We start from the raw sequence: 21,183 nt of genomic DNA on the forward strand, positions 1-21,183 counted from the left end.
TAAATTAAAGGGGAAAGAACAAAAGGAGGGAGATTATGCATCGCGGCAAAGGGATGAAGTTTGTAGGAGATTCTCGGGTACCGGTAGCTCGGAACCCAAATATTCCAAAAGATTATTCTGAATATCCAGGGAAAACAGAAGCGTTTTGGCCGAATTTCTTGTTAAAAGAATGGATGGTTGGTGCAGTTTTTTTAATCGGTTATTTATGTTTAACAGTGGCGCATCCGTCACCGCTTGAGAGAATGGCGGATCCTACAGATGCAGGATATATACCACTTCCAGATTGGTATTTCTTATTCTTGTATCAGTTATTAAAGTATTCGTACGCTTCAGGCTCATTTACTGTAATTGGTGCGTTTATTATGCCGGGGATTGCGTTTGGAGCGTTACTATTAGCTCCGTTTCTAGATCGAGGCCCAGAAAGAGCGCCATTGAAGCGTCCTGTAGCAACAGGGTTTATGCTTTTAGCAATTGCATCGATTATCTTTTTAACTTGGGAATCTGTAGCACACCACGACTGGGAAGCTGCAAAAAAACAAGGAGCAATTGTAAAAACAGCACCAGTTGATAAAAATGATGACGGCTACAAGTTAATGCAAAAAAATACTTGTTTAACGTGTCATGGTGACAATTTACAGGGCGGGGCGGCAGCACCGGCTTTGCAAAACTTAACTTTAAAACCAGAAGAAATCGCTAAAATTGCGAAAGATGGAAAAGGTTCAATGCCTAAAGGGGTATTTAAAGGTACAGATGAGGAACTGAAAAAGCTTTCGGAATTCGTTGCAAAGTATAATAAAAAATAATAGAAAAGCTGACTACAAAATCTGTAGTCAGCTTTTTATTTTGATGACGGAAAGTTTGCTATATAATAGAGTAGAGTTCGATGAAAGAATTACTTTGTTTGAAAGGTGTTGGACATACAGCTTGGTTTACTTGTATGCAATGTTAAGGCAACGTTCGGTACTATTATTTTTATTGGTTGTTAACATATTAGGTACAATTTACGGATTCATATGGTATGGAAATCAATTAAAAGAAACCTCACCTATATTTTGGCCGTTTGTACCAGATAGCCCTATGGCAAGTCTCTTTTTTGTCTTTGTTTTAATTGCTTTTTTGATGAAGAAGAACTGGGGGTTAATAGAAGCGTTAGCGATAGTTACTTTAATAAAATATGGTATTTGGGCTGTTGTTGTAAATGCAATTATGATTTATGTAAAAGGTCCTATTGGCCTTATGGGATATATGTTAATGTTATCTCATTTTGCGATGGCAGTGCAGGGGATGTTATATGCTCCGTTTTATCGGATAAAAAAATGGCACTTCACTGTAGCTGGCATATGGATATTACATAATGATGCAATTGATTATTTATTTTGGCAAATGCCGAGATACGGGATTATGCATTTGTTTGTAGAGAAAATTGGTTATTTTACGTTTTGGTTAAGTATTGTTGTACTGTGTATTACATATTATTATTGCTTATGTGAGAACCGAAAACAGTTTTCTTTATGATGATGAGGACATTTAGGGGGAGAAAATGAAGAAAAATAAGAGTGGTATAAACATATTGGATCGATTGATCACTTTAGTAGTTTCCTATAGCATAGCATTTTCTGTTTTCGCTCTCGCGGCAACGATAGTTGTATATGGAAAATGGTTGTATTATTTAGAAATCGATTTTTTAAATATTCCAGATTTAGCGGATATGACGAAAGATGAAATTAAGAGAAACTATGACGTGCTTATTACATATTTATCGCCGTTTTATGAAGGTGCATTACAATTGCCGACATTAGATATGTCCACAAATGGCCGCATTCATTTTGTGGATGTTAAAAATATTTTAGTAAAGATTCAATATATAATGTATGGAACGATTGTAATTGCTGTATTAGGAGGAGCGTATTTATTAAAAAAGAAAAAAGAAAAGTTTTTACTTCACGGAGCGATTCTTACAATTATTTTTCCAATAGCTCTTACGTTACCAATTGCTATTAATTTTGAAAAGAGTTTCGTATTATTTCACAAGCTTTTATTTAGCAATGATTATTGGATGTTTGATATTGAAACAGATCCGGTTATTTTAATGTTACCGGAAGAATTCTTTATGCATGCTGCATGTGTTATTTTATTATTGATTTTAGGCGGTAGCATACTTTGTTACGGTGTGTATAAATATTTAGTGAAAAAGAAAAGGGTTTCAAAGAAAAAATTCTCTGTTTAAAGAGAATTTTTTTGTTTTCATAGAGATAATATATTTTTTGATTTTGTTCTGTTCTATTCTTGTCCAATTCCACATATTTTGTACTAGTAGTTATAGGGGGGACCGGGATGAAGAGAACATTAATTGGACTGATAGCATTTCTAATTATAATGTTTCCAGTACGTATATATGCTGAAGAGTGGAGTGAACTAACTGGATTGCTAGATGATTCTTTGCAGTTAGTGAAGAAAAAAGAAGATGATAAGGCAATACAAGTACTGCACCATTTCTCAGAGCAGTTTCTATCAAAGGAAAATGAAAATAATTCAAAAGTAACTCCGGGACAAATTAGAGTCGTTTCTTTAGCATACGATAAGGCGAAACAATCTCTCGCGGAAGATTTAGATAGGCAAGTTAAAGTTGATAATATGTTAGCGTTACAACTTGCTGTTGATGCACAAGTATCTAAATATCAGCCACTTTGGATGGAAAGAGAAAGAAAGATAATGAATGCTTTTTCTCAAGTAGAAAAAGCGATGGAAAAAGACGATGATGGACAGTTCCAACAGACGCTAAATACACTTTTAAATGAATTTAATATTATTTATCCTAGTTTAATGATTGCCCTGCCAGAAAACGAAGCACAGCGTGTAAATGCACATTTATCTTATTTGGATGAATTTCGTAACGTTATGTTAAAAACGAAAGGTGGACAAATGCAACTAGGGATTATTAAAGGTGATTTGCAAAAAATATTTCATACAGTAAAAAAAGATGAGGTTGCTCCCTCTCTCATTTGGTTTATGACAATTACTGGAGGACTTATTTTGTTCACTTTAACGTATGTTGGATGGAGAAAGTATAAAGGGGAGAGAGAGAAGCGGAGAAGTAACTTGCATTCTAAAGATAGATAATGCGTATAAATAAAGATACGGATTGTAAGGTTTATTTATTGACAACGGTGGAAGAAAAAAATAGAATGAGAAGTACTATAATTAAAACTTCAATGGAGGTTTATGATGTTTTATTTAATTTACTTCGCGATCATTTTGATCATACCGTTGTATGCACAGTCCAAAGTACGTAGTGCCTATAGCAAGTATTCACAAGTTTATTCAACATCAGGTATGACAGGAGCGGAAGTGGCTCGGAAAATTTTAGATGAAAATGGATTGTACAATGTAGCTGTAGAAGAAACGCCAGGTCATTTGTCAGATCATTATGACCCGCGTGTAAAGACGGTTAGATTATCGACAGATAACTACTATGGTCATTCAGTTGCTGGTACAGCTGTAGCAGCACATGAAGTAGGACACGCAATTCAAGATGCGAAAGATTATAACTTCATGCGTGTACGCCATTCGTTAGTGCCAGTTGCTAATTTTGGTTCAAACATGTCATGGGTTTTTGTCCTAATTGGTGTATTTGCACAAATGTCTGGTTTGTTGTTACTAGGAATTATTTTAATGGCAGCAGGTGTTATTTTCCAACTTGTTACATTACCAGTTGAGTTTGATGCATCAAAACGTGCAATGCAACAAATTGAAGCGCTTGGTATCGTATCGACAGATGAGTACGGTCAAGCTCGTAAAGTATTAAATGCGGCAGCATTAACATATGTAGCAGCAGCTGCTGTAGCAGTATTTGAATTATTACGTCTCGTATTAATTTATACTGGTATGCAGCGTAGCGACGATTAAAGACTATCAATTATGATAGTCTTTTTTTGTTTTGTGGATTGAATCTTATAATATGTTACAAATGGAAATAATAGAGAGAATATGGGGTATAGAACTAATTAAAATAAAGATAAGTATGGAATGATGAAAGAAGGTGACAGACATAGAATATCCAGATCATTTAGTTAAACAAGTGAGGGAGCGAAGTGCTACATACCAATTAGAAGGTTTTTTAAGTGGACAGGGCCCTAGAAATCCGAAATTAATGCTTGTTGGAGAAGCACCTGGTGAAACAGAAATTCATAATGGGATTCCGTTTAGCGGGAGAGCAGGAAAGCATTTAATGGAGTTTTTAGAACGTATTCACGTTACAAGGGAAGAAGTATATATTACGAGTGCGGTGCGGAGTAGACCTTATAAATGGAGAGAGAAAAGGGAACGAAATGGCGAAATAATACAGAAAAGGTATAATAGAACGCCAAATCAAGGAGAAATACTTGCCCATGCACCTTTGTTAGATTATGAGTTGGAACTTATACAGCCGCCTGTTATTGTTACACTTGGTAATATTGCATTACAGCGTTTAGTTGGTAAAAATAATAAAATTACGGATGTTCATGGCGAATTGTTAAAGCAACCCGTGCAGCAATTGAAAGATAGTAGCGGTACAGAATTCATATGGACTGAAAAAGAATATAATATATTTCCTACTTTTCATCCAGCTTCAATTTTTTATAATCGTAGTTTATTGGAGCTCATTTATGAGGATTTGGAGAAACTGAAAAGATATGTAATAAAAAACTAGAAAAGCTAAAGAGCTTTTCTAGTTGAATTTAATTATGTAACGGATTTTTATTTTCATCTAATGTAAATCCTTCGCCAACAACATCGTGTACATCACTTACAGCGACAAAGGCGTGAGGGTCTACAGAAGTAATGATATTTTTTAATTTCACGATTTCGTTTTTTGCAACAACACAATATAGTACATTTCGTTCAACTTTTGTATAGGATCCAACTGCTTTTAAAAAGGTTGCTCCGCGCTCCATTTCTGATAAAATTTTTGAAGCAATTTCATCATTTTTATCAGAAATAATAGTTGCTCCTTTTGCTGCATAAGCTCCTTCTTGCATAAAATCAATAACCTTAGCCCCGATAAATACAGCAACTAACGTATACATGCCTTCACGATATGATAAATATGTAAGAATAGAGACAATGATAACGATGGCATCAAACATAAACATCGTTTTTCCCATACTCCAGCCAACATATTTGTGAGCTAGTCTTGCGATAATATCAACACCGCCAGTAGTCCCGCCGTATTTAAATATAATTCCAAGTCCTATACCGATAAATGCCCCAGCGAATAAAGCAGCCAGTGTCATATCATTTTGCAAGTTTAAATGTAAGTTGAGTACTTCGTAGCGTTGGAAAATCCATAGGAATAAAGAGACGCTAAATGTACCGATTAATGTATATAAAAATGTTGTTCGGCCGAGTAACTTCCAGCCAATAAAAAATATAGGGATATTTAAAATTAAGTTTGTATAGGAAGGGTCAAGCGAAAATAGAAAATATAATAATAGCGTAATACCGGTAAACCCACCCTCTGCAAGATGGTTTTCAATATTGATATTTACAATGCCGAAAGAAAAAATAGCGGAACCGATTAAAATGAAAATGATATTTCGAATCTTCAAGTTTGCTTTCATATAGAAATCCCCCTAGTTATGTAATGATTGGAATTGCTCCACTTAAACGGTAAGACATAATAATAAGTTATTTCTAGTTGTTAGTAAAAATAGAGAATAGTATAAGGGCCTAATTAGTTCAGGCTGACCTTTTGCAAAAATCACGCAAAAGAAGTTTCACTTTACCCCGCTCAAACGGCTGGTAGGAGATAAAGCAGAGAAGACAGAGCAAACTAGCCGTAAGAGCCCGATTGGTTCAGGCTAATCTTTTGCAGAAAAACATTGCAAAAGAAGTTTCACTTTACCCCGTCCCAACGGCTGGTAGAGGGAAAAGCAAAGAAGAAAAGGGCGAACCAGCCGTAGGGACCCGATTGGTTCAACTAATCTTTTGCAGAAAAACATTGCAAAAGAAGTTTCACTTTATTATAGTCTATCCAAAAAAGAGTCGTAAATAGGGATATGAGAGAATAATATTTGTCAAATCGCGATGAATTGGCTAACATGAAAGAGGAAGGAATAGAGGTGACAAGTATGGAAGCAAAAACGATGAAAGATATGCAGAAAGAAGTAGATGCATATATCGGTCAATTTAAAGAAGGTTATTTTAGTCCGCTTGCAATGATGGCCCGTTTAACTGAAGAAATGGGAGAGCTTGCAAGAGAGGTTAACCATTATTATGGTGAGAAGCCGAAGAAAACGACTGAGATAGAACGAAGTATTGAGGAAGAGCTTGGAGATGTGTTATTTGTTATGATTTGTATGGCAAATAGTTTAAATATTGATTTAGAAACAGCGCATAACATTGTAATGAATAAATTTAATACACGTGATAAAGATCGCTGGACACGTATTGATGAGGGAGAGAAAGAAGCATGAAAGAAATTAAAGTAATCATCGCTGGACCAAGAGGACGTATGGGACAGGAAGCAGTCCTTTTAATGGAAAGAACAGAACATTTCAATTTAGTAGCAGCAATTGATTATAAGCATGGCGGAGAGAAAATCGCTGATTTACCTGGAATGCCAGCGCTAGATGCACCTATTTATGCGGATTTACATACTTGTTTAGATGAAGTAGAAGCAGATGTATTGTTAGATTTAACAACACCAGAAGTTGGAAAGAAACATGTGACACTTGCAGTTGAACGTGGACTTCGATCTGTTATTGGTACAACTGGATTTACTGAAGAAGAACTAAAGCAATTAACAGAAAATGCAAAAGAAAAAGAAGTAGGAACAATTATCGCTCCAAACTTTGCAATTGGTGCAGTTCTTATGATGAAATTTTCACAAATGGCAGCAAAGTACTTCCAAGATGTTGAAGTAATTGAATTACACCATGATCAAAAATTAGACGCACCATCTGGTACAGCTGTAAAAACAGTAGAATTAATCCGTCAAAATCGTGTACCAAAAGAGCAAGGACACCCTAATGAAACGGAACAATTAGAAGGAGCACGTGGTGCAAATGTGGATGGTATTCACATTCATAGCGTACGTCTACCAGGGCTTATTGCACACCAAGAAGTAATGTTCGGCGGAGATGGACAAATGTTAACAGTTCGTCATGATTCATTCAACCGTGCATCATTTATGTCAGGTGTAAAACTATCAATTGAAACAGTAATGAACCTTGATCATCTTGTGTATGGTTTAGAAAACATTATCGACTAAAGGGGAGACAACGGATGAAAATTGCCTTAATCGCACATGACAAAAAGAAAGATGATATGGTTTCGTTCGCGTACGCATATAAACCAATCTTTGAAAAACATGAACTTTTTGCAACAGGAACGACAGGACTTCGTATTATGGAGGCAACTGGTTTAGTTGTAACAAGATATCAATCTGGTCCTCTTGGTGGCGATCAAGAAATTGGTGCAATGATTGCAAAAAATGAGATGGATATGGTGATTTTTTTCCGGGACCCACTAACAGCGCAGCCGCATGAACCTGATGTCAATGCGTTACTTCGTTTATGTGATGTATACGCCATCCCACTAGCAACGAATATGGCAAGTGCTGAAATGCTAATGCATGCATTAGAGCGGGGAGATTTAGATTACCGAAAGTTAAGAAAATGAGGGGAACAATTATGAGTGGATTACATATATTAGCGTTTGGTGCTCATGCCGATGATGTGGAAATTGGCATGGCAGGTACCATTGCAAAGTATACGAAACAAGGATATGAAGTAGGCATTTGCGATTTAACAGAAGCTGATCTTTCTTCAAATGGAACGGTAGAACTAAGAAAAGAAGAAGCAAAGGCTGCAGCTCGTATTATGGGAGTAAAAACGAGAATTAATTTAGCGATGCCAGACCGTGGTTTGTATATGAAAGAAGAGTATATACGTGAAATTGTAAAGATTATTCGTACATATAAACCAACACTAATTTTCGCACCATATTACGAAGATCGTCATCCAGACCATGCTAATTGCGCGAAACTTGTGGAAGAAGCTATCTTTTCAGCGGGAATTCGTAAATATATGCCTGAACTTCCGCCGCACCGTGTAGAGTCTTTTTATAATTATATAATTAATGGTTTTCATAAACCGAATTTTTGTATAGATATTAGTGAATACCTTTCTAAAAAGGTGGAAGCATTAGAAGCGTATGAAAGTCAGTTTTCAACAGGGAGTGATGGTGTTAAGACGCCATTAACCGAAGGATACGTTGAAACTGTAATCGCTCGGGAGAAGATGTTTGGGAAAGAAGTTGGAGTGCTGTATGCCGAAGGATTTATGAGTAAGAAGCCGGTTTTATTACATGCTGATTTAATAGGGGGATGTAAATGAAATTGAAAATAGGTATTACATGTTATCCTTCTGTAGGTGGTTCTGGGGTTGTTGGGACAGAGTTAGGAAAGCAATTGGCGGAACGCGGACATGAAATTCATTTTATTACATCGGGTGTACCATTTCGGTTGAATAAAGTGTACCCGAACATTTATTTTCACGAAGTAACAGTAAATCAATATTCTGTTTTTCAATATCCACCTTACGATTTAGCATTAGCGAGTAAAATGGCAGAGGTTGCTCAAAGAGAAAACCTTGATATTTTACATGTGCATTATGCAATCCCTCATGCTATTTGTGCATATTTAGCAAAACAAATGATTGGGGAGCGTATTAAAATTGTTACAACCTTACATGGAACGGATATTACTGTGTTAGGTTCCGACCCTTCGTTAAATAATTTAATTCGCTTTGGTATTGAACAATCTGATGTTGTTACAGCTGTGTCACATTCGTTAATTGAAGAAACGAATGAACTTGTAAAACCAGATAAAGAAATTGAGACGGTATACAATTTTGTAGACGAACGTGTTTATTTCAAGCGTGATATGTCTCAATTAAAAAAAGAATATGGTATACGAGAAAATGAAAAAGTGTTGATTCATATTTCAAATTTCCGAAAGGTTAAGCGTGTACAAGATGTTGTGCAGTCATTTGCCAAAATTGTAAAGGAAGTAGATGCGAAATTGCTTCTTGTTGGTGATGGACCAGAGTTCTGTACTATTTTACAATTGGTGAAAAGTTTACATATTGAGGAACGTGTCTTATTCCTAGGAAAGCAAGATAATGTTGCAGAGCTTCTTGCGATGAGTGATTTAATGCTACTTTTATCAGAAAAGGAAAGTTTTGGTCTCGTTATATTAGAAGCGATGGCGTGTGGTGTGCCTAGTATCGGAACGAGGGTTGGGGGCATTCCAGAGGTCATTCAACATGGTGAGACAGGATATATATGTGAAGTTGGAGATACAGATGGAATAGCTAAGCAAGCAATTCAACTACTAGAAAATGAAGAACTTCACCGTAATATGGGAGAGCGAGCGATGAAATCTGTATATGAGCAGTTTCGTTCGGAAAAAATCGTTTCACAGTATGAGGCGATTTATTATGACATACTAAGGGATGACAAGAATGGAAAGATTTAAAAAAGCTAGTTCAATTATTGAGATATTAAAACAGCACGGACATGAGGCTTACTTCGTTGGTGGAAGTGTACGCGATCTTATTATCGATAGACCGATTGGAGATATCGATATCGCAACATCTGCTTTACCAGAAGAAGTAATGGCTATTTTCCCAAGACATGTTCCGGTTGGTCTTGAGCATGGGACTGTAATTGTTGTAGAAAATGGTGAACCGTATGAGGTAACTACTTTTCGAACAGAAAGCGAATATGAAGATTTTCGGAGACCTAGTAGTGTTCAATTTGTCCGTTCATTAGAAGAGGATTTAAAACGACGTGATTTCACGATGAATGCAATTGCGATGACAGAGGAAGGCGAAATGGTTGATTTATTTGCTGGAAAAGAAGCGATTCGTCTGAAGGAAATTACAACGGTTGGAGATGCTGCAGACCGTTTTCAAGAAGATGCACTGCGAATGATGCGTGGTATTCGGTTCGTAAGTACGTTAGGTTTCTCTTTGGAAATAAAGACGAAACAAGCAATTGAAACGTATGGGCATTTGCTCGAACATATAGCGATTGAAAGAATTACAGTTGAATTTGAAAAATTGTTGACCGGTACATATTGTGTGAATGGTCTTCAAGAGTTAGTAGAAACGAAGCTATTTTCTCATCTGCCATATTTGCAAATGTCAGAAGAAAGACTCTTGAAAGCTACGCAGTATAAATGGGATTCTTTCGAAACAGACGTTGAGGCGTGGGCATTTTTCTTATATTGTATCGGAGAAGAGCATCCATCTGTCTTTTTACGTCAATGGAAGTTCTCGAATAAAAAGATTAAAGATATCGTAGCGGTTTTATTAGCAATTCGTTCTAGAAAGGAGAAGGAGTGGGATACAATCCTTCTTTATAAAACTGGAATTCGCATCGCTGAGATGGCGGAAAGAGTATATGAAGCGATAATAGAAAGTTATAATAGTGCGTCTGTTAAGCAAGTACAATCATTATTTCATGCATTGCCGATAAAAAATCGTCAAGAAATGAATGTGACTGGTAATGATTTATTAAGCTGGGCAGATAAAAAGCCAGGTCCGTGGGTTGCCGAAATGCTTCAAAATATTGAAGAAGCAATCGTACAAGGAGATTTAGTTAATAAGAAAGAGAATATAAGGGAGTGGCTACAAAGATGCAATCTACTATAAGAAAGCAGTTATTACAAGTTTTTTCTGAAGCAGATGGTGCATTTGTATCTGGTCAAACACTTAGTGACAAACTTGGCTGTTCGAGAACCGCTGTATGGAAGCATATGGAGGACCTTCGTAATGAAGGGTATGAACTAGAAGCTGTACGCCGCTTAGGGTATCGAATTGCTAGTAAACCAGATAAAGTAACTGCTAATGAGATTCAATTAGGATTACAAACAGAGCGTATCGGTAGAACGGTTTATTTTGAAGAATCGGTTGAATCTACTCAGCATATTGCAGCGAGACTTGCTTATGAAGGCGCAGAAGAGGGAACAATTGTCGTTGCTGAAGAACAAACAGCAGGTAGAGGACGTTTAAGTAGAAAATGGTATTCTCCAAAAGGAACAGGAATTTGGATGAGTATTATTTTGCGTCCATCTATTCCAGTTCATCATGCACCACAGCTTACTTTATTAGCAGCTGTTAGCGTAGCGCAAGCAATTGAAAAATGTACCGGTGTAAACGTAGGGATTAAATGGCCAAATGATATTTTAATTCAAGGTAAAAAAGCTGTCGGTATATTAACAGAGATGCAAGCTGATCCAGATAAAATTAATGCTGTTATTATGGGGATTGGCATTAATGCAAATCAGAAACAAGAACATTTTGATGAGGAAATTCAGCAAATTGCAACTTCATTAGCAATTGAATCGGATAAGCCGATTGTTCGTGCGGAACTTATGCAACAAATTTTCTTGCAACTAGAGAAATTGTATGAAGAGTATTTAAAAAATGGCTTCTCTGTTATTAAAATTCTTTGGGAAAGTTACGCAGTAAGTATCGGAAAAGAAATTACAGCTCGAACGATGAAGGAAACTATTAATGGGCTAGCAAAAGGGATTACGGAGGATGGTGTATTGTTACTTGAGGATCATCAAGGACAAGTGCACCACATTCATTCTGCTGATATAGAAATTAAGTAAAAGAAGTTCCTATTTTGGAGCTTCTTTTTGTTATTTAGATACTAATAAATTTCACATACCGTAATAGGGATAGAAAATTATTTTTTCGAAAAAATGTAGCAATTCCTTTTCAGAGTTTGCTATAATTAGTTCGAATATGGGCAGTATCAAAGCGAACTGCACCATTATTTCACGCAGTATGAAAAAATAATAATTTGGATTCTGCCTTGATCCAATAACGGACTGGGACAGAGGGATGAATAATGCCGACTAACACACAACCCTTCTGCCCTTTTATGGCCAGAGGGGTTTTTTATATGATTTCGGCCATCTCCTCTCTCCTGCATAAAGGAGGAGTAGTTTTTGAAAACAAAAACAGATTTTTTGAAAATGAAAGAGCAAGGTGAGCCGATTACAATGCTAACGGCGTATGATTATCCATCTGCTAAATTAGCAGAAGAAGCTAAAGTCGATATGATTTTAGTGGGTGATTCTCTAGGAATGGTTGTACTTGGGTATGATTCAACAGTTCCAGTAACTGTAGAGGATATGATTCATCATACAAAAGCTGTACGCCGCGGAGCGAAAGAGACGTTTATTGTAACTGATATGCCATTTATGTCTTATCATGTCTCATTGCAAGATACGATGGTTAATGCACGTCGCATTGTTCAAGAGAGCGGGGCACATGCATTAAAGGTAGAAGGTGCTGGAGAAGTTATATCAACTATTCACTACTTAACGAATGCGGGAATTCCCGTTGTGGCGCATTTAGGTTTAACTCCTCAATCTGTAGGAGTGCTAGGTGGGTATAAAGTACAAGGGAAAGATGCTGAAAGTGCAAAAAAATTAATAGAAGATGCAAAGAAATGTGAGGAAGCTGGTGCGATAGCACTTGTGTTAGAGTGTGTGCCAATGCAATTAGCAGAACTTATTTCAGAGCAGTTAACAATTCCGATAATCGGAATTGGAGCAGGACAAAAAGTAGATGGGCAAGTTCTTGTATATCATGATCTTATCTCGTACGGCGTAAATCGTGTTCCGAAATTTGTGAAGCAATATACGTCTGTTCAAGAGGAGATTGTGCGAGGGATTTCGCAATACGTTACTGAAGTAAAGACAGGGCAATTTCCTGAAGAAAAACATTCATTCACAATGAAAGAGGAAGAGTGCTTAGCGTTATACGGAGGAAAACAATAATGAAAATCATAACTACAGTGCAAGAGATGCAGCAAATTACAAACGACCTTCGTACAAGTGGAAAAAGTATCGGTTTTGTTCCAACGATGGGGTATTTACACGAAGGCCATGCTACGTTACTACGTAAGGCAAGGGAAGAAAATGAAATTGTAGTGTTAAGTGTATTTGTAAATCCACTACAATTTGGACCAAATGAAGATTTAGATCGATACCCACGTGATATTGATAGAGATGAAAATGTAGCAAAAGAAAATGGTATTGATTATTTATTTTATCCGAGTGTAGAAGAGATGTATCCAGCAGAACAAACGACAACAGTAGAAGTTGTGAAGCGTACCGACGTATTATGTGGTAAACAAAGACCTGGTCATTTCGCTGGTGTTGCGACTGTACTAATGAAACTATTTAATATTACATTGCCAACGCGTGCTTATTTCGGTATGAAAGATGCACAGCAAGTAGCTGTAATTGAAGGATTCGTAACTGATTTTAATATTCCCGTTACGATCGTACCAGTTGATATTGTAAGGGAAGAAGATGGATTAGCGAAAAGTTCTCGTAATGTGTATTTATCACTAGAAGAACGCGAAGAGGCTCCTCATTTATACCGCAGCCTATGTATAGCGAAAGAACGAATTGAGGCAGGCGAACGTAATCCAGAAATCATTATGAATCTTGTGAAAGAGCATATTGAGAAGTATACGAAAGGCACTGTAGATTATGCTGATTTATATGCATATCCTTCATTAAAAGCAATAGATAAAATTGAAGGAAGAATCATTTTAGCGATTGCAGTTAAGTTTGAACATGTACGATTAATTGACAATATAACATTAATGGGGAAATAAGGGGGAGCATCTATGTTTCGCACAATGATGAGAGCGAAGTTACATCGCGCAACTGTAACAGAAGCAAATTTAAATTATGTAGGTAGTATTACAATTGATGAAGATTTAATGGATGCGGTAAATATTGTAGAAAATGAAAAAGTACAAATTGTAAATAACAACAATGGAGCTCGCTTAGAGACATATGTTATTAAAGGAGAGCGCGGTAGCGGTGTTGTGTGTTTAAATGGTGCAGCTGCAAGACTTGTACAACCGGGTGATAAAATTATTATTATTTGCTATGGTTTAGTGGCAGAAGAAAATATTCATAAACAAGAGCCGAAAATTGCAGTATTAGACGATGATAATCAAATTATTGAAATGTTAGGTGCTGAAAAAGCTGGCACGATATTATAAGTAGGAAGGCTATCTCTAATTAAGGAGATAGCTTTTTTGTGCATCTTTTCATTAAGATGAGGTAAAACGTGGTATAGTAACATTATATAATTTTTGTGTTTGATAGGTAAGAAATTGAGGTGTTACATATATGAGTAAGCGTTATGTCGTTGTTGATTTAGAGACGACAGGGAACTCCTGGAAGGATGGGAAGGATAAAATCACCCAAATTGCAGCTGTTGTAGTGGAAGATGGAGAGATATTAGAGATTTTTTCATCTTTTATTAATCCGAAGAGAGAGATTCCCCTATTTATTACAGAATTAACTGGGATTGATGAAGATCTTGTAAAGCAAGCCCCGTTATTTCGAGATGTAGCCCCGATGATTGTTGAGCTATTACAAGGTGCGGCTTTTGTTGCACATAACGTTCACTTTGATTGGAATTTTTTAAATGAAGAATTAAGGCAGGCTGGATATACAGAAGTACATTGTCCTAAAATTGATACAGTTGAATTGGCGCAAATTCTTTTGCCGACAGCTGATAGTTATAAATTACGTGATTTAGCTAAGCAGCATGAGCTAGAGCACGATCAACCACATCGTGCGGATAGTGATGCTCTTGCAACAGCGGAGTTGTTTTTACAATTTTTAAGTGAAATTGAAAAGTTACCACTTGTCACATTACAATCGCTTTATGAATTAAGTGATGTTTTCCAAAGTGATATAGCGGATGTACTTTCTGAAAATATTTTAAAGAAAATGATGCATGGTAAAGAAAGGGCAGAGGAGTATGAAGTGTATCGAAATATTGCGATTCGAAAGCGGAATTATTCTTTAGGCCTCAGTGAAACATGCGCATCTAAATTTGATGCTTTCTTACATAAGGCAATGGATAAACTTGAATTGAATATGCCAAAGTTTGAAAAAAGAGAAAGCCAACAAATTATGATGAAGGAAATATATACAGCGCTAAGAGATTCTAGGGTTTCACTGATTGAAGCAGGAACAGGTACGGGGAAGACGCTTGCGTATTTACTTCCAAGTATTTATTTCGCAAAGAAAAAAGAAGAACCTGTCATTATAAGTACACAAACTGTACAATTGCAACAACAAATACTAGAAAAAGAAATTCCGTTATTACAGAAAATAATGCCATTTTCATTTGAAGTAGCTCTTCTGAAAGGAAGAAAGCATTATCTTTGTCTACATAAATTTGAATATGCTTTGCAAGAGGAAGAAAAAAATTATGATATGGCGCTCACAAAGGCAAAAATTTTAGTATGGTTATTGCAAACGGAAACCGGCGATCGTGATGAATTAAATATTCCTGAGGGCGGAAAGTTACTTTGGAACCGTATTTGTAGTGATGCATATAGTCCGGGCGGGATGCAAAGTAACTGGTTTAGTCGTTGTTTTTATCAACGAGCGAAGAATAAAGCATTGTTTGCAGATATTGTTATTACAAATCATGCGTTATTATTTCAAGATTTTTCAAGTGAAGAACCACTGTTTGCTTCATGTGAACATATTATTTTTGATGAAGCTCATCATATCGAGGAAGCGGCGAGTAGAACATTCGGTGAACAGTTCTCATGTATGTATTTTCAATTAGCTTTATCTCGTCTTGGTACGCTAGAAACAGATGATGTGCTTTCCAAAGTATATAAAATGATGAAAAAATCAGAGCAAGCTTCTCGTTCGACTTTCCGTATGGTGAGTCATAGTTTGAAGGAACTTAAATTTGATGCAGATGAACTATTCCAAATGTTACGTGCTTTCATATTTAAACAAACAAAGCAGGAACAAGGGATGAGCAATATGCCGCTCATTTATCGATATAACACGGAAGTAGAGACAGGTAAGTTATGGGATAGCATTACCGAGTTAACAAATCGTTTTGTATATGATGTAAGAAAATTAGTGACTACACTTGAGAAGCAAGTTGATATATTGCAAAGTAAATTAGAATGGGAGATGCATGTTGTTACAGGTGAATTTATGCACTTAATTGAGTTGTTGAGAAAGATGGTACAATCTTTACAATTACTCATTTTAGAAAAAAATTCATACGTGACATGGATGGAGACTGAAACGAAGGGAACGATTCATTCAACAGTTTTATATGCGCAGCCTGTTCATATTAGTGAAAGATTTGCTGATGAATTTTTAACAGAAAAAAAGAGTGTTATTTTCACATCAGCAACGTTAACAGTTAGTGATTCATTCGACTATATAAAAGAGGAGCTAGGTTTGCATGATTTTGCGCCCAATACATTAAAGGTTCCATCACCATTTCGTTTTGAAGAACAAATGAAATTAATGGTTTCAACTGATGTGCCTTTTATTAAGCAAGCAAGTAATGAGGAATATATTGAATCTGTATCGGCACATATTGCGAAAATAGCGAAAGCTACAAAAGGTAGAATGCTTGTTTTATTTACTTCGTATGAAATGTTGAAAGAAGCGTATACGAATTTGAAAAGTGATGATTCATTAGAAGGATATTTATTATTAACACAAAGTGTGAATAATAAGAGCCGAAGTCGCCTCATTCGTAAATTTCAAGAGTTCGACAAATCGATTTTGTTAGGAACAAGTAGTTTTTGGGAAGGGATAGATATACCTGGAGATGCTCTGAGTTGCCTTGTCATTGTCCGTCTGCCCTTTACGCCTCCTAATCAGCCGATGATGGAAGCAAAAGGAGAGTGGCTAAAAAATCAAGGAGAAGACGTATTCGTTAAGTTAGCGCTCCCGCAAGCGATATTACGTTTCAAACAAGGATTTGGTCGTCTTATTAGAACAAATACAGATACGGGAACGGTATTTGTACTAGATCGCCGTTTGACAAGTTCTTCCTATGGAAAACGTTTTTTACAATCAATCCCAACCGTCCCGCTCTATGAAGGACCTTTAGAAGAATTGTTAGAGCAATTAAAGGAACGACCAAATAAATAAAATTGGAAGAAAAATACGCCTGAAGTACACTTAAACTTCAGGCGTAAAAAATGTGGGTAGGAGGAATTTTATTTTTCTTACTTCTTGTATACAAAATATATTGCTTTTCGATTTGAAACCTTTTTTTGCTGTACATGTCCTGCTATAATAGATGGGTGATGAAGCAGGGGTTGTAAAGAATGTACTCTTATTGTAACCGCATTGCGTTCTTCTATAATTAGAAATTTTTGTGTAACGGAGGAGTTTTTTCATGGATAAGAAAATCGAAGTCCTATCAACGACGCGTATTAAATATTCGTCTGACTTGTATAAAATTGTTGATAGCTTGAATCGTACGTTAAAAGAGCAGGACCTCATGTTCGGATTAGCATTAGACGAAAAAGATAAAGAAATAGCTGTATTTACGATTTACAGAACGTAGTGATACAATGAAAAAGTGGATCTTTGCAATCATTATCGTTATCGTTGCTAGCGGAATATATGGGGCGTATGTTTATAATAAAGCGATGGAAAAGAAAATTCCAAAAGAGTCAAAGTCTGTAGAAATTGCGAAAGAAAAGGCAAAGCTTACAAAGGTAAATGCTGTTGATTATTATAACGGAAAATCTTCATATACAGTCGTGCAAGGTGCAGATGAAAAAGGAGAACAAATTATTGTTTGGGTGCCTGATAAAAAAGGAAATGTCCTTGTGAAGAAAAAGAGTGAAGGTATTTCTGAAAAAGAAGCTTTGCAAAAATTGGCTGAACAGGCGACTGGAGAAGGTGCTGAACCTAAGCCGAAGCCAAAACAAATTGTAAAAGTAAAATTAGGTGCTGAAAACGATATTCCGTTGTGGGAAATTACATATATTGATCAGGAAGATCGTTATACGTATTATTATCTAGAAGTTCAAAATGGTGCATATGCTGGACACTACAGCATTGAAAAATAGATGTAGGGGGAACTACAAATGAAATTAGCAAAGCGAGTAGCTGCTTTAACACCGTCTTCAACTTTAGAAATTACAGCAAAGGCACAAGCATTAAAAGCAGAAGGTCATGATGTAATTGCGTTAGGGGCAGGGGAACCTGACTTTAATACACCAGAACATATTATGGATGCCGCGCATAAAGCGATGTTAGAAGGACATACGAAGTATACACCAACAGGTGGATTACAAGCGTTAAAACAAGAAATTGTGAAGAAATTTACTCGTGATCAAGGAATTGCGTATGATCCATCTGAAATTATTGTATGTAATGGTGCCAAGCATGCATTATATACATTATTCCAAGTGTTACTTGATGAAGGAGATGAAGTTATCATCCCAACTCCTTACTGGGTAAGTTATCCTGAACAAGTAAAACTCGCTGATGGTAACCCAGTTTATGTAGAAGGTCTAGAAGGTAATGAGTACAAAATTACAGCAAAGCAGCTGCGTGGGGCAATTACAGAGAAAACGAAAGCAGTTATTATTAATTCACCGAGCAATCCAACAGGAATGATTTACAGCAAAGAAGAATTACAACAGCTTGGAGAAGTGTGTTTAGAACATAATATCTTAATCGTTTCAGATGAAATTTATGAAAAATTAATTTATGGTGCTGCAGAATATACTTCAATTGCCCAGCTTTCTAATGCATTAAAAGAACAAACACTTATTATTAATGGTGTATCTAAATCACATTCTATGACAGGATGGCGCATTGGATATGCAGCAGGAAATAAGCAGCTTATTAAAGCGATGACGAACTTAGCGAGTCATAGTACGTCAAACCCTACTTCAATTGCTCAATACGGTGCAATTGCTGCGTATGCAGGCTCACAAGAACCTGTAGAAACAATGCGTCAAGCGTTTGAAGAAAGATTGAACATTATTTATGATAAATTAATTCAAATCCCTGGTTTCACTTGTATCAAACCACAAGGTGCTTTTTACTTATTCCCAAATGTAAAAGAAGCCGTAGCGTTAGCTGGGTATGATACAGTTGATGAGTGGGCAAAAGCATTATTAGAAGAGGAAAAAGTAGCTCTTGTTCCTGGTACAGGATTTGGTGCACCAAATAACGTTCGATTATCGTATGCGACATCTCTTGAGCAAGTAGAGAAAGCATTAGAACGAATTCATACGTTCATGAAAAGCAAAGTACAGGCGTAATCTTCTGTCTTTTGTAGTAAATGGCAAGTAACCTCCCTATATATAGGGAGGTTTTTTTGACGAATTGTGGCAAAAAGAAATGGCTGAAGGTGTGTTATACTAGAGAACGAGGTGTTTGGTGATGAAAAAGAAAATGATGTTACAATGGTTTGAACAGGGAAGCATAGCAATTCCTAAATTGCTTATGATGCATTATAAAAAGCTAGGCTTAAATGAAACGGAATTTATGGTGGTACTTCATGTACACACATTTTTAGAATCAGGTAATTCGTTCCCGACTCCTTCAGAGATTTCAGAGCGGATGACGATAACAGAAATGAAATGTATGGAAGTGATTCAGACATTAATCCAAAAAGGTTTTTTAGCGCTAGAAGGTGGACAAAGATCAGAAGCGATGATGTGTGAAAGTTATTCTTTACAACCACTTTGGGAAAAAATATTGCATTTTTTAATGGATGAATCAATAGAGGAAGAACAGCAAGAAAAAAAGAAACTTCAAGTAAATTTATATACAGTATTTGAAAAAGAATTTGGAAGACCGCTCTCACCGTTTGAATGTGAAACATTAGGAATGTGGGAAGATCAAGATCAACATCATCCGAATTTAATTCAAGCTGCTCTCAGAGAAGCTGTTATGAGTGGTAAACTTAATTTCCGGTATATTGATCGTATTTTATTTGAGTGGAAAAAGAACGGAATTAAAACGGTAGAGCAAGCGCAAAATCAAGGCCAAAAATTTAGAGCGAATCAGCAACGTACACAACAAACAACAAAACAAGAAACAAAATTTACTGGGAAAGTGCCTTTTTACAATTGGTTGGAGCAGTAATGTAGGAGGAAAGACATGTTGAATAAAACGCAAATTCGCTATTGTTTAGATACAATGACGGATATGTATCCAGAAGCGCATTGTGAATTAATTCATGATAATCCATTTGAACTTGTAATCGCAGTGGCATTATCTGCGCAATGTACAGATGCACTTGTGAATAAAGTGACGAAAAACTTATTCCAAAAATATAAAACACCAGAAGATTATTTAAGTGTGTCTTTAGAAGAATTACAACAAGATATACGTTCCATTGGATTGTTTAGAAATAAGGCGAAAAACATTCAAAAATTGTGCCAGATGTTGCTAGATGATTATAACGGGAAAGTTCCAGAAGACCGTGACGAGCTGACGAAGTTACCAGGAGTAGGGAGAAAGACAGCGAATGTAGTTGTTTCGGTAGCGTTTGGGATTCCAGCGATTGCTGTTGATACGCATGTAGAGAGAGTGAGTAAACGGTTAGCAATTTGTAGATGGAAAGATTCTGTGTTAGAAGTGGAAAAGACATTGATGAAGAAAATTCCAATGGATGAGTGGGGAGTTACACACCACCGTATGATTTTCTTCGGACGTTATTACTGTAAGGCGCAGCGACCACAATGTGAAGAGTGCCGATTACTAGAAATATGTCGCGAAGGAAAGAAACGAATGAAGGGGAAATAAAGGGTGGAGCGAGTTATAGAAATACCGAAAGAGTTTCGGTGCGTACCATTTTTTAAAGAGAGTGCAAATTCGATTACGTATCGCACAGACCAATCTTTTGAAGAAATAATACAAAATACTTACTTTATATTTGATATTGAAAGACAATATGAGCCATGGAATGAAATTGAAACAAGTATTCCAGCGGTGTTAAATATATGGAAAAGCAAGCATGAAGAAATTGCTACACTATTTCGGAACAGAAAAAAACAAGAAGCTGAGGGTCCGATGATTCTTTTTGCAGCTCACTTTCTATCGGTTATATATTGGTTAAATGAGCAGCCTGTTCATAGTTTGAATGAGATGCAAGTAAATACGAATAAATTGGAAGTACAACCTGTTAATTTTATGGAGCGATATTCATTTATTATAAAGAAACCGAGTAATTACCATTCATATATTCAATTAGCACAGTTGTATATCGAAATAGAAAAGCTATATGTAAAGAAAATGATAACAAAAAAGAAGTCGGTTTCTCGTTAAGAGAAACC

At 36.3% G+C, this 21,183-nt stretch carries 24 protein-coding genes; 23 read left to right on the top strand and 1 reads right to left on the bottom strand.

The features are described 5' to 3' along the window. The first annotated feature begins 35 nt into the window (after positions 1 to 35). The 6 genes from qcrC to MHI07_RS07540 all read left to right on the top strand — a co-directional run bounded on the left by qcrC (position 36) and on the right by MHI07_RS07540 (position 4,690). On the top strand, positions 36 to 803 hold the full coding sequence (qcrC, locus tag MHI07_RS07515) for a menaquinol-cytochrome c reductase cytochrome b/c subunit (RefSeq protein WP_002158583.1): 768 nt from the start codon (positions 36 to 38) through the stop codon (positions 801 to 803). Between the two features lie 121 nt (positions 804 to 924). Continuing rightward, the gene (locus tag MHI07_RS07520; protein ID WP_340822853.1) at positions 925 to 1,515 is read left to right on the top strand and encodes a DUF1405 domain-containing protein; all 591 of its coding nucleotides are present in this window, start codon (positions 925 to 927) and stop codon (positions 1,513 to 1,515) included. Between the two features lie 25 nt (positions 1,516 to 1,540). Next, on the top strand, positions 1,541 to 2,227 hold the full coding sequence (gene lit, locus MHI07_RS07525) for a lipoprotein intramolecular transacylase Lit (RefSeq protein ID WP_016104335.1): 687 nt from the start codon (positions 1,541 to 1,543) through the stop codon (positions 2,225 to 2,227). A gap of 107 nt (positions 2,228 to 2,334) precedes the next feature. Then, positions 2,335 to 3,120, top strand: a complete 786-nt coding sequence (gene ypjB, locus MHI07_RS07530) for a sporulation protein YpjB (RefSeq protein WP_340822855.1) — start codon at positions 2,335 to 2,337, stop codon at positions 3,118 to 3,120. A 105-nt stretch (positions 3,121 to 3,225) separates the two neighbouring features. Further along, a complete protein-coding gene (locus tag MHI07_RS07535) occupies positions 3,226 to 3,906 on the top strand; it encodes a zinc metallopeptidase (RefSeq protein WP_002086606.1) in 681 nt (226 codons plus the stop codon). A 133-nt stretch (positions 3,907 to 4,039) separates the two neighbouring features. Next, positions 4,040 to 4,690: a uracil-DNA glycosylase gene (locus tag MHI07_RS07540; protein ID WP_002201128.1), complete on the top strand. Its 651-nt coding sequence runs from the start codon at positions 4,040 to 4,042 to the stop codon at positions 4,688 to 4,690. 28 nt (positions 4,691 to 4,718) lie between these two features. Here the strand turns inward: MHI07_RS07540 and MHI07_RS07545 are convergent, their stop codons facing one another. Further along, positions 4,719 to 5,600 (bottom strand): YitT family protein, encoded by an 882-nt coding sequence (locus MHI07_RS07545; protein ID WP_002158577.1) that lies wholly within the window; start codon positions 5,598 to 5,600, stop codon positions 4,719 to 4,721. A gap of 510 nt (positions 5,601 to 6,110) precedes the next feature. Between MHI07_RS07545 and MHI07_RS07550 the strand changes: the two genes are divergently transcribed. The 17 genes from MHI07_RS07550 (at position 6,111) to MHI07_RS07630 (ending at position 21,175) form a co-directional block, all read left to right on the top strand. Further along, positions 6,111 to 6,455 (top strand): nucleotide pyrophosphohydrolase, encoded by a 345-nt coding sequence (locus MHI07_RS07550; RefSeq protein ID WP_002158575.1) that lies wholly within the window; start codon positions 6,111 to 6,113, stop codon positions 6,453 to 6,455. Then, a complete protein-coding gene (gene dapB, locus MHI07_RS07555; protein ID WP_002158574.1) occupies positions 6,452 to 7,252 on the top strand; it encodes a dihydrodipicolinate reductase in 801 nt (266 codons plus the stop codon). The genes MHI07_RS07550 and dapB overlap by 4 nt, the downstream gene beginning before the upstream one ends. Before the next feature lie 14 nt (positions 7,253 to 7,266). Then, entirely contained in the window at positions 7,267 to 7,662 is a 396-nt protein-coding gene (gene mgsA / locus MHI07_RS07560; protein WP_000684753.1) for a methylglyoxal synthase, read from the top strand. Between the two features lie 11 nt (positions 7,663 to 7,673). Further along, the gene (gene bshB1, locus MHI07_RS07565) at positions 7,674 to 8,378 is read left to right on the top strand and encodes a bacillithiol biosynthesis deacetylase BshB1 (RefSeq protein ID WP_002202604.1); all 705 of its coding nucleotides are present in this window, start codon (positions 7,674 to 7,676) and stop codon (positions 8,376 to 8,378) included. Then, on the top strand, positions 8,375 to 9,520 hold the full coding sequence (gene bshA, locus MHI07_RS07570) for an N-acetyl-alpha-D-glucosaminyl L-malate synthase BshA (protein ID WP_002086596.1): 1,146 nt from the start codon (positions 8,375 to 8,377) through the stop codon (positions 9,518 to 9,520). Before bshB1 ends, bshA begins: the two co-directional genes overlap by 4 nt. Next, entirely contained in the window at positions 9,507 to 10,700 is a 1,194-nt protein-coding gene (locus MHI07_RS07575; RefSeq protein ID WP_002202602.1) for a CCA tRNA nucleotidyltransferase, read from the top strand. The genes bshA and MHI07_RS07575 overlap by 14 nt, the downstream gene beginning before the upstream one ends. Continuing rightward, positions 10,685 to 11,665 carry a biotin--[acetyl-CoA-carboxylase] ligase gene (locus tag MHI07_RS07580; RefSeq protein ID WP_002201125.1) on the top strand — a complete coding sequence of 327 codons (981 nt, stop codon included), beginning with the start codon at positions 10,685 to 10,687 and terminating at the stop codon, positions 11,663 to 11,665. Before MHI07_RS07575 ends, MHI07_RS07580 begins: the two co-directional genes overlap by 16 nt. Positions 11,666 to 12,007: 342 nt before the next feature. After that, positions 12,008 to 12,844: a 3-methyl-2-oxobutanoate hydroxymethyltransferase gene (panB, locus tag MHI07_RS07585; RefSeq protein ID WP_002201124.1), complete on the top strand. Its 837-nt coding sequence runs from the start codon at positions 12,008 to 12,010 to the stop codon at positions 12,842 to 12,844. Beyond that, positions 12,844 to 13,692, top strand: a complete 849-nt coding sequence (gene panC, locus MHI07_RS07590; RefSeq protein WP_002201123.1) for a pantoate--beta-alanine ligase — start codon at positions 12,844 to 12,846, stop codon at positions 13,690 to 13,692. Before panB ends, panC begins: the two co-directional genes overlap by 1 nt. A gap of 12 nt (positions 13,693 to 13,704) precedes the next feature. Beyond that, positions 13,705 to 14,088 (top strand): aspartate 1-decarboxylase, encoded by a 384-nt coding sequence (gene panD / locus MHI07_RS07595; RefSeq protein ID WP_002201122.1) that lies wholly within the window; start codon positions 13,705 to 13,707, stop codon positions 14,086 to 14,088. Between the two features lie 130 nt (positions 14,089 to 14,218). Next, positions 14,219 to 17,023: an ATP-dependent DNA helicase DinG gene (dinG, locus tag MHI07_RS07600; protein ID WP_340822863.1), complete on the top strand. Its 2,805-nt coding sequence runs from the start codon at positions 14,219 to 14,221 to the stop codon at positions 17,021 to 17,023. A 250-nt stretch (positions 17,024 to 17,273) separates the two neighbouring features. Further along, on the top strand, positions 17,274 to 17,444 hold the full coding sequence (locus MHI07_RS07605) for a YpmA family protein (RefSeq protein WP_000358351.1): 171 nt from the start codon (positions 17,274 to 17,276) through the stop codon (positions 17,442 to 17,444). 7 nt (positions 17,445 to 17,451) lie between these two features. Beyond that, positions 17,452 to 17,955, top strand: a complete 504-nt coding sequence (locus MHI07_RS07610; protein WP_002158566.1) for a cell wall elongation regulator TseB-like domain-containing protein — start codon at positions 17,452 to 17,454, stop codon at positions 17,953 to 17,955. A gap of 18 nt (positions 17,956 to 17,973) precedes the next feature. Further along, complete coding sequence (gene aspB, locus MHI07_RS07615) at positions 17,974 to 19,161, top strand: aspartate transaminase AspB (protein WP_340822867.1); 1,188 nt, start codon at positions 17,974 to 17,976, stop codon at positions 19,159 to 19,161. A gap of 121 nt (positions 19,162 to 19,282) precedes the next feature. After that, positions 19,283 to 19,990 (top strand): DNA replication protein DnaD, encoded by a 708-nt coding sequence (dnaD, locus tag MHI07_RS07620; protein WP_002158564.1) that lies wholly within the window; start codon positions 19,283 to 19,285, stop codon positions 19,988 to 19,990. Positions 19,991 to 20,005: 15 nt separating this feature from the next. After that, complete coding sequence (gene nth / locus MHI07_RS07625; RefSeq protein WP_340822869.1) at positions 20,006 to 20,653, top strand: endonuclease III; 648 nt, start codon at positions 20,006 to 20,008, stop codon at positions 20,651 to 20,653. Between the two features lie 3 nt (positions 20,654 to 20,656). Further along, on the top strand, positions 20,657 to 21,175 hold the full coding sequence (locus MHI07_RS07630; protein WP_340822871.1) for a YpoC family protein: 519 nt from the start codon (positions 20,657 to 20,659) through the stop codon (positions 21,173 to 21,175). The last annotated feature ends 8 nt before the right edge of the window (positions 21,176 to 21,183 follow it).

Origin of the sequence: Bacillus sp. FSL H8-0545, from assembly GCF_038006105.1 — a bacterium.
GTDB classification, from domain to species: Bacteria; Bacillota; Bacilli; order Bacillales; family Bacillaceae_G; genus Bacillus_A; species Bacillus_A cereus_U.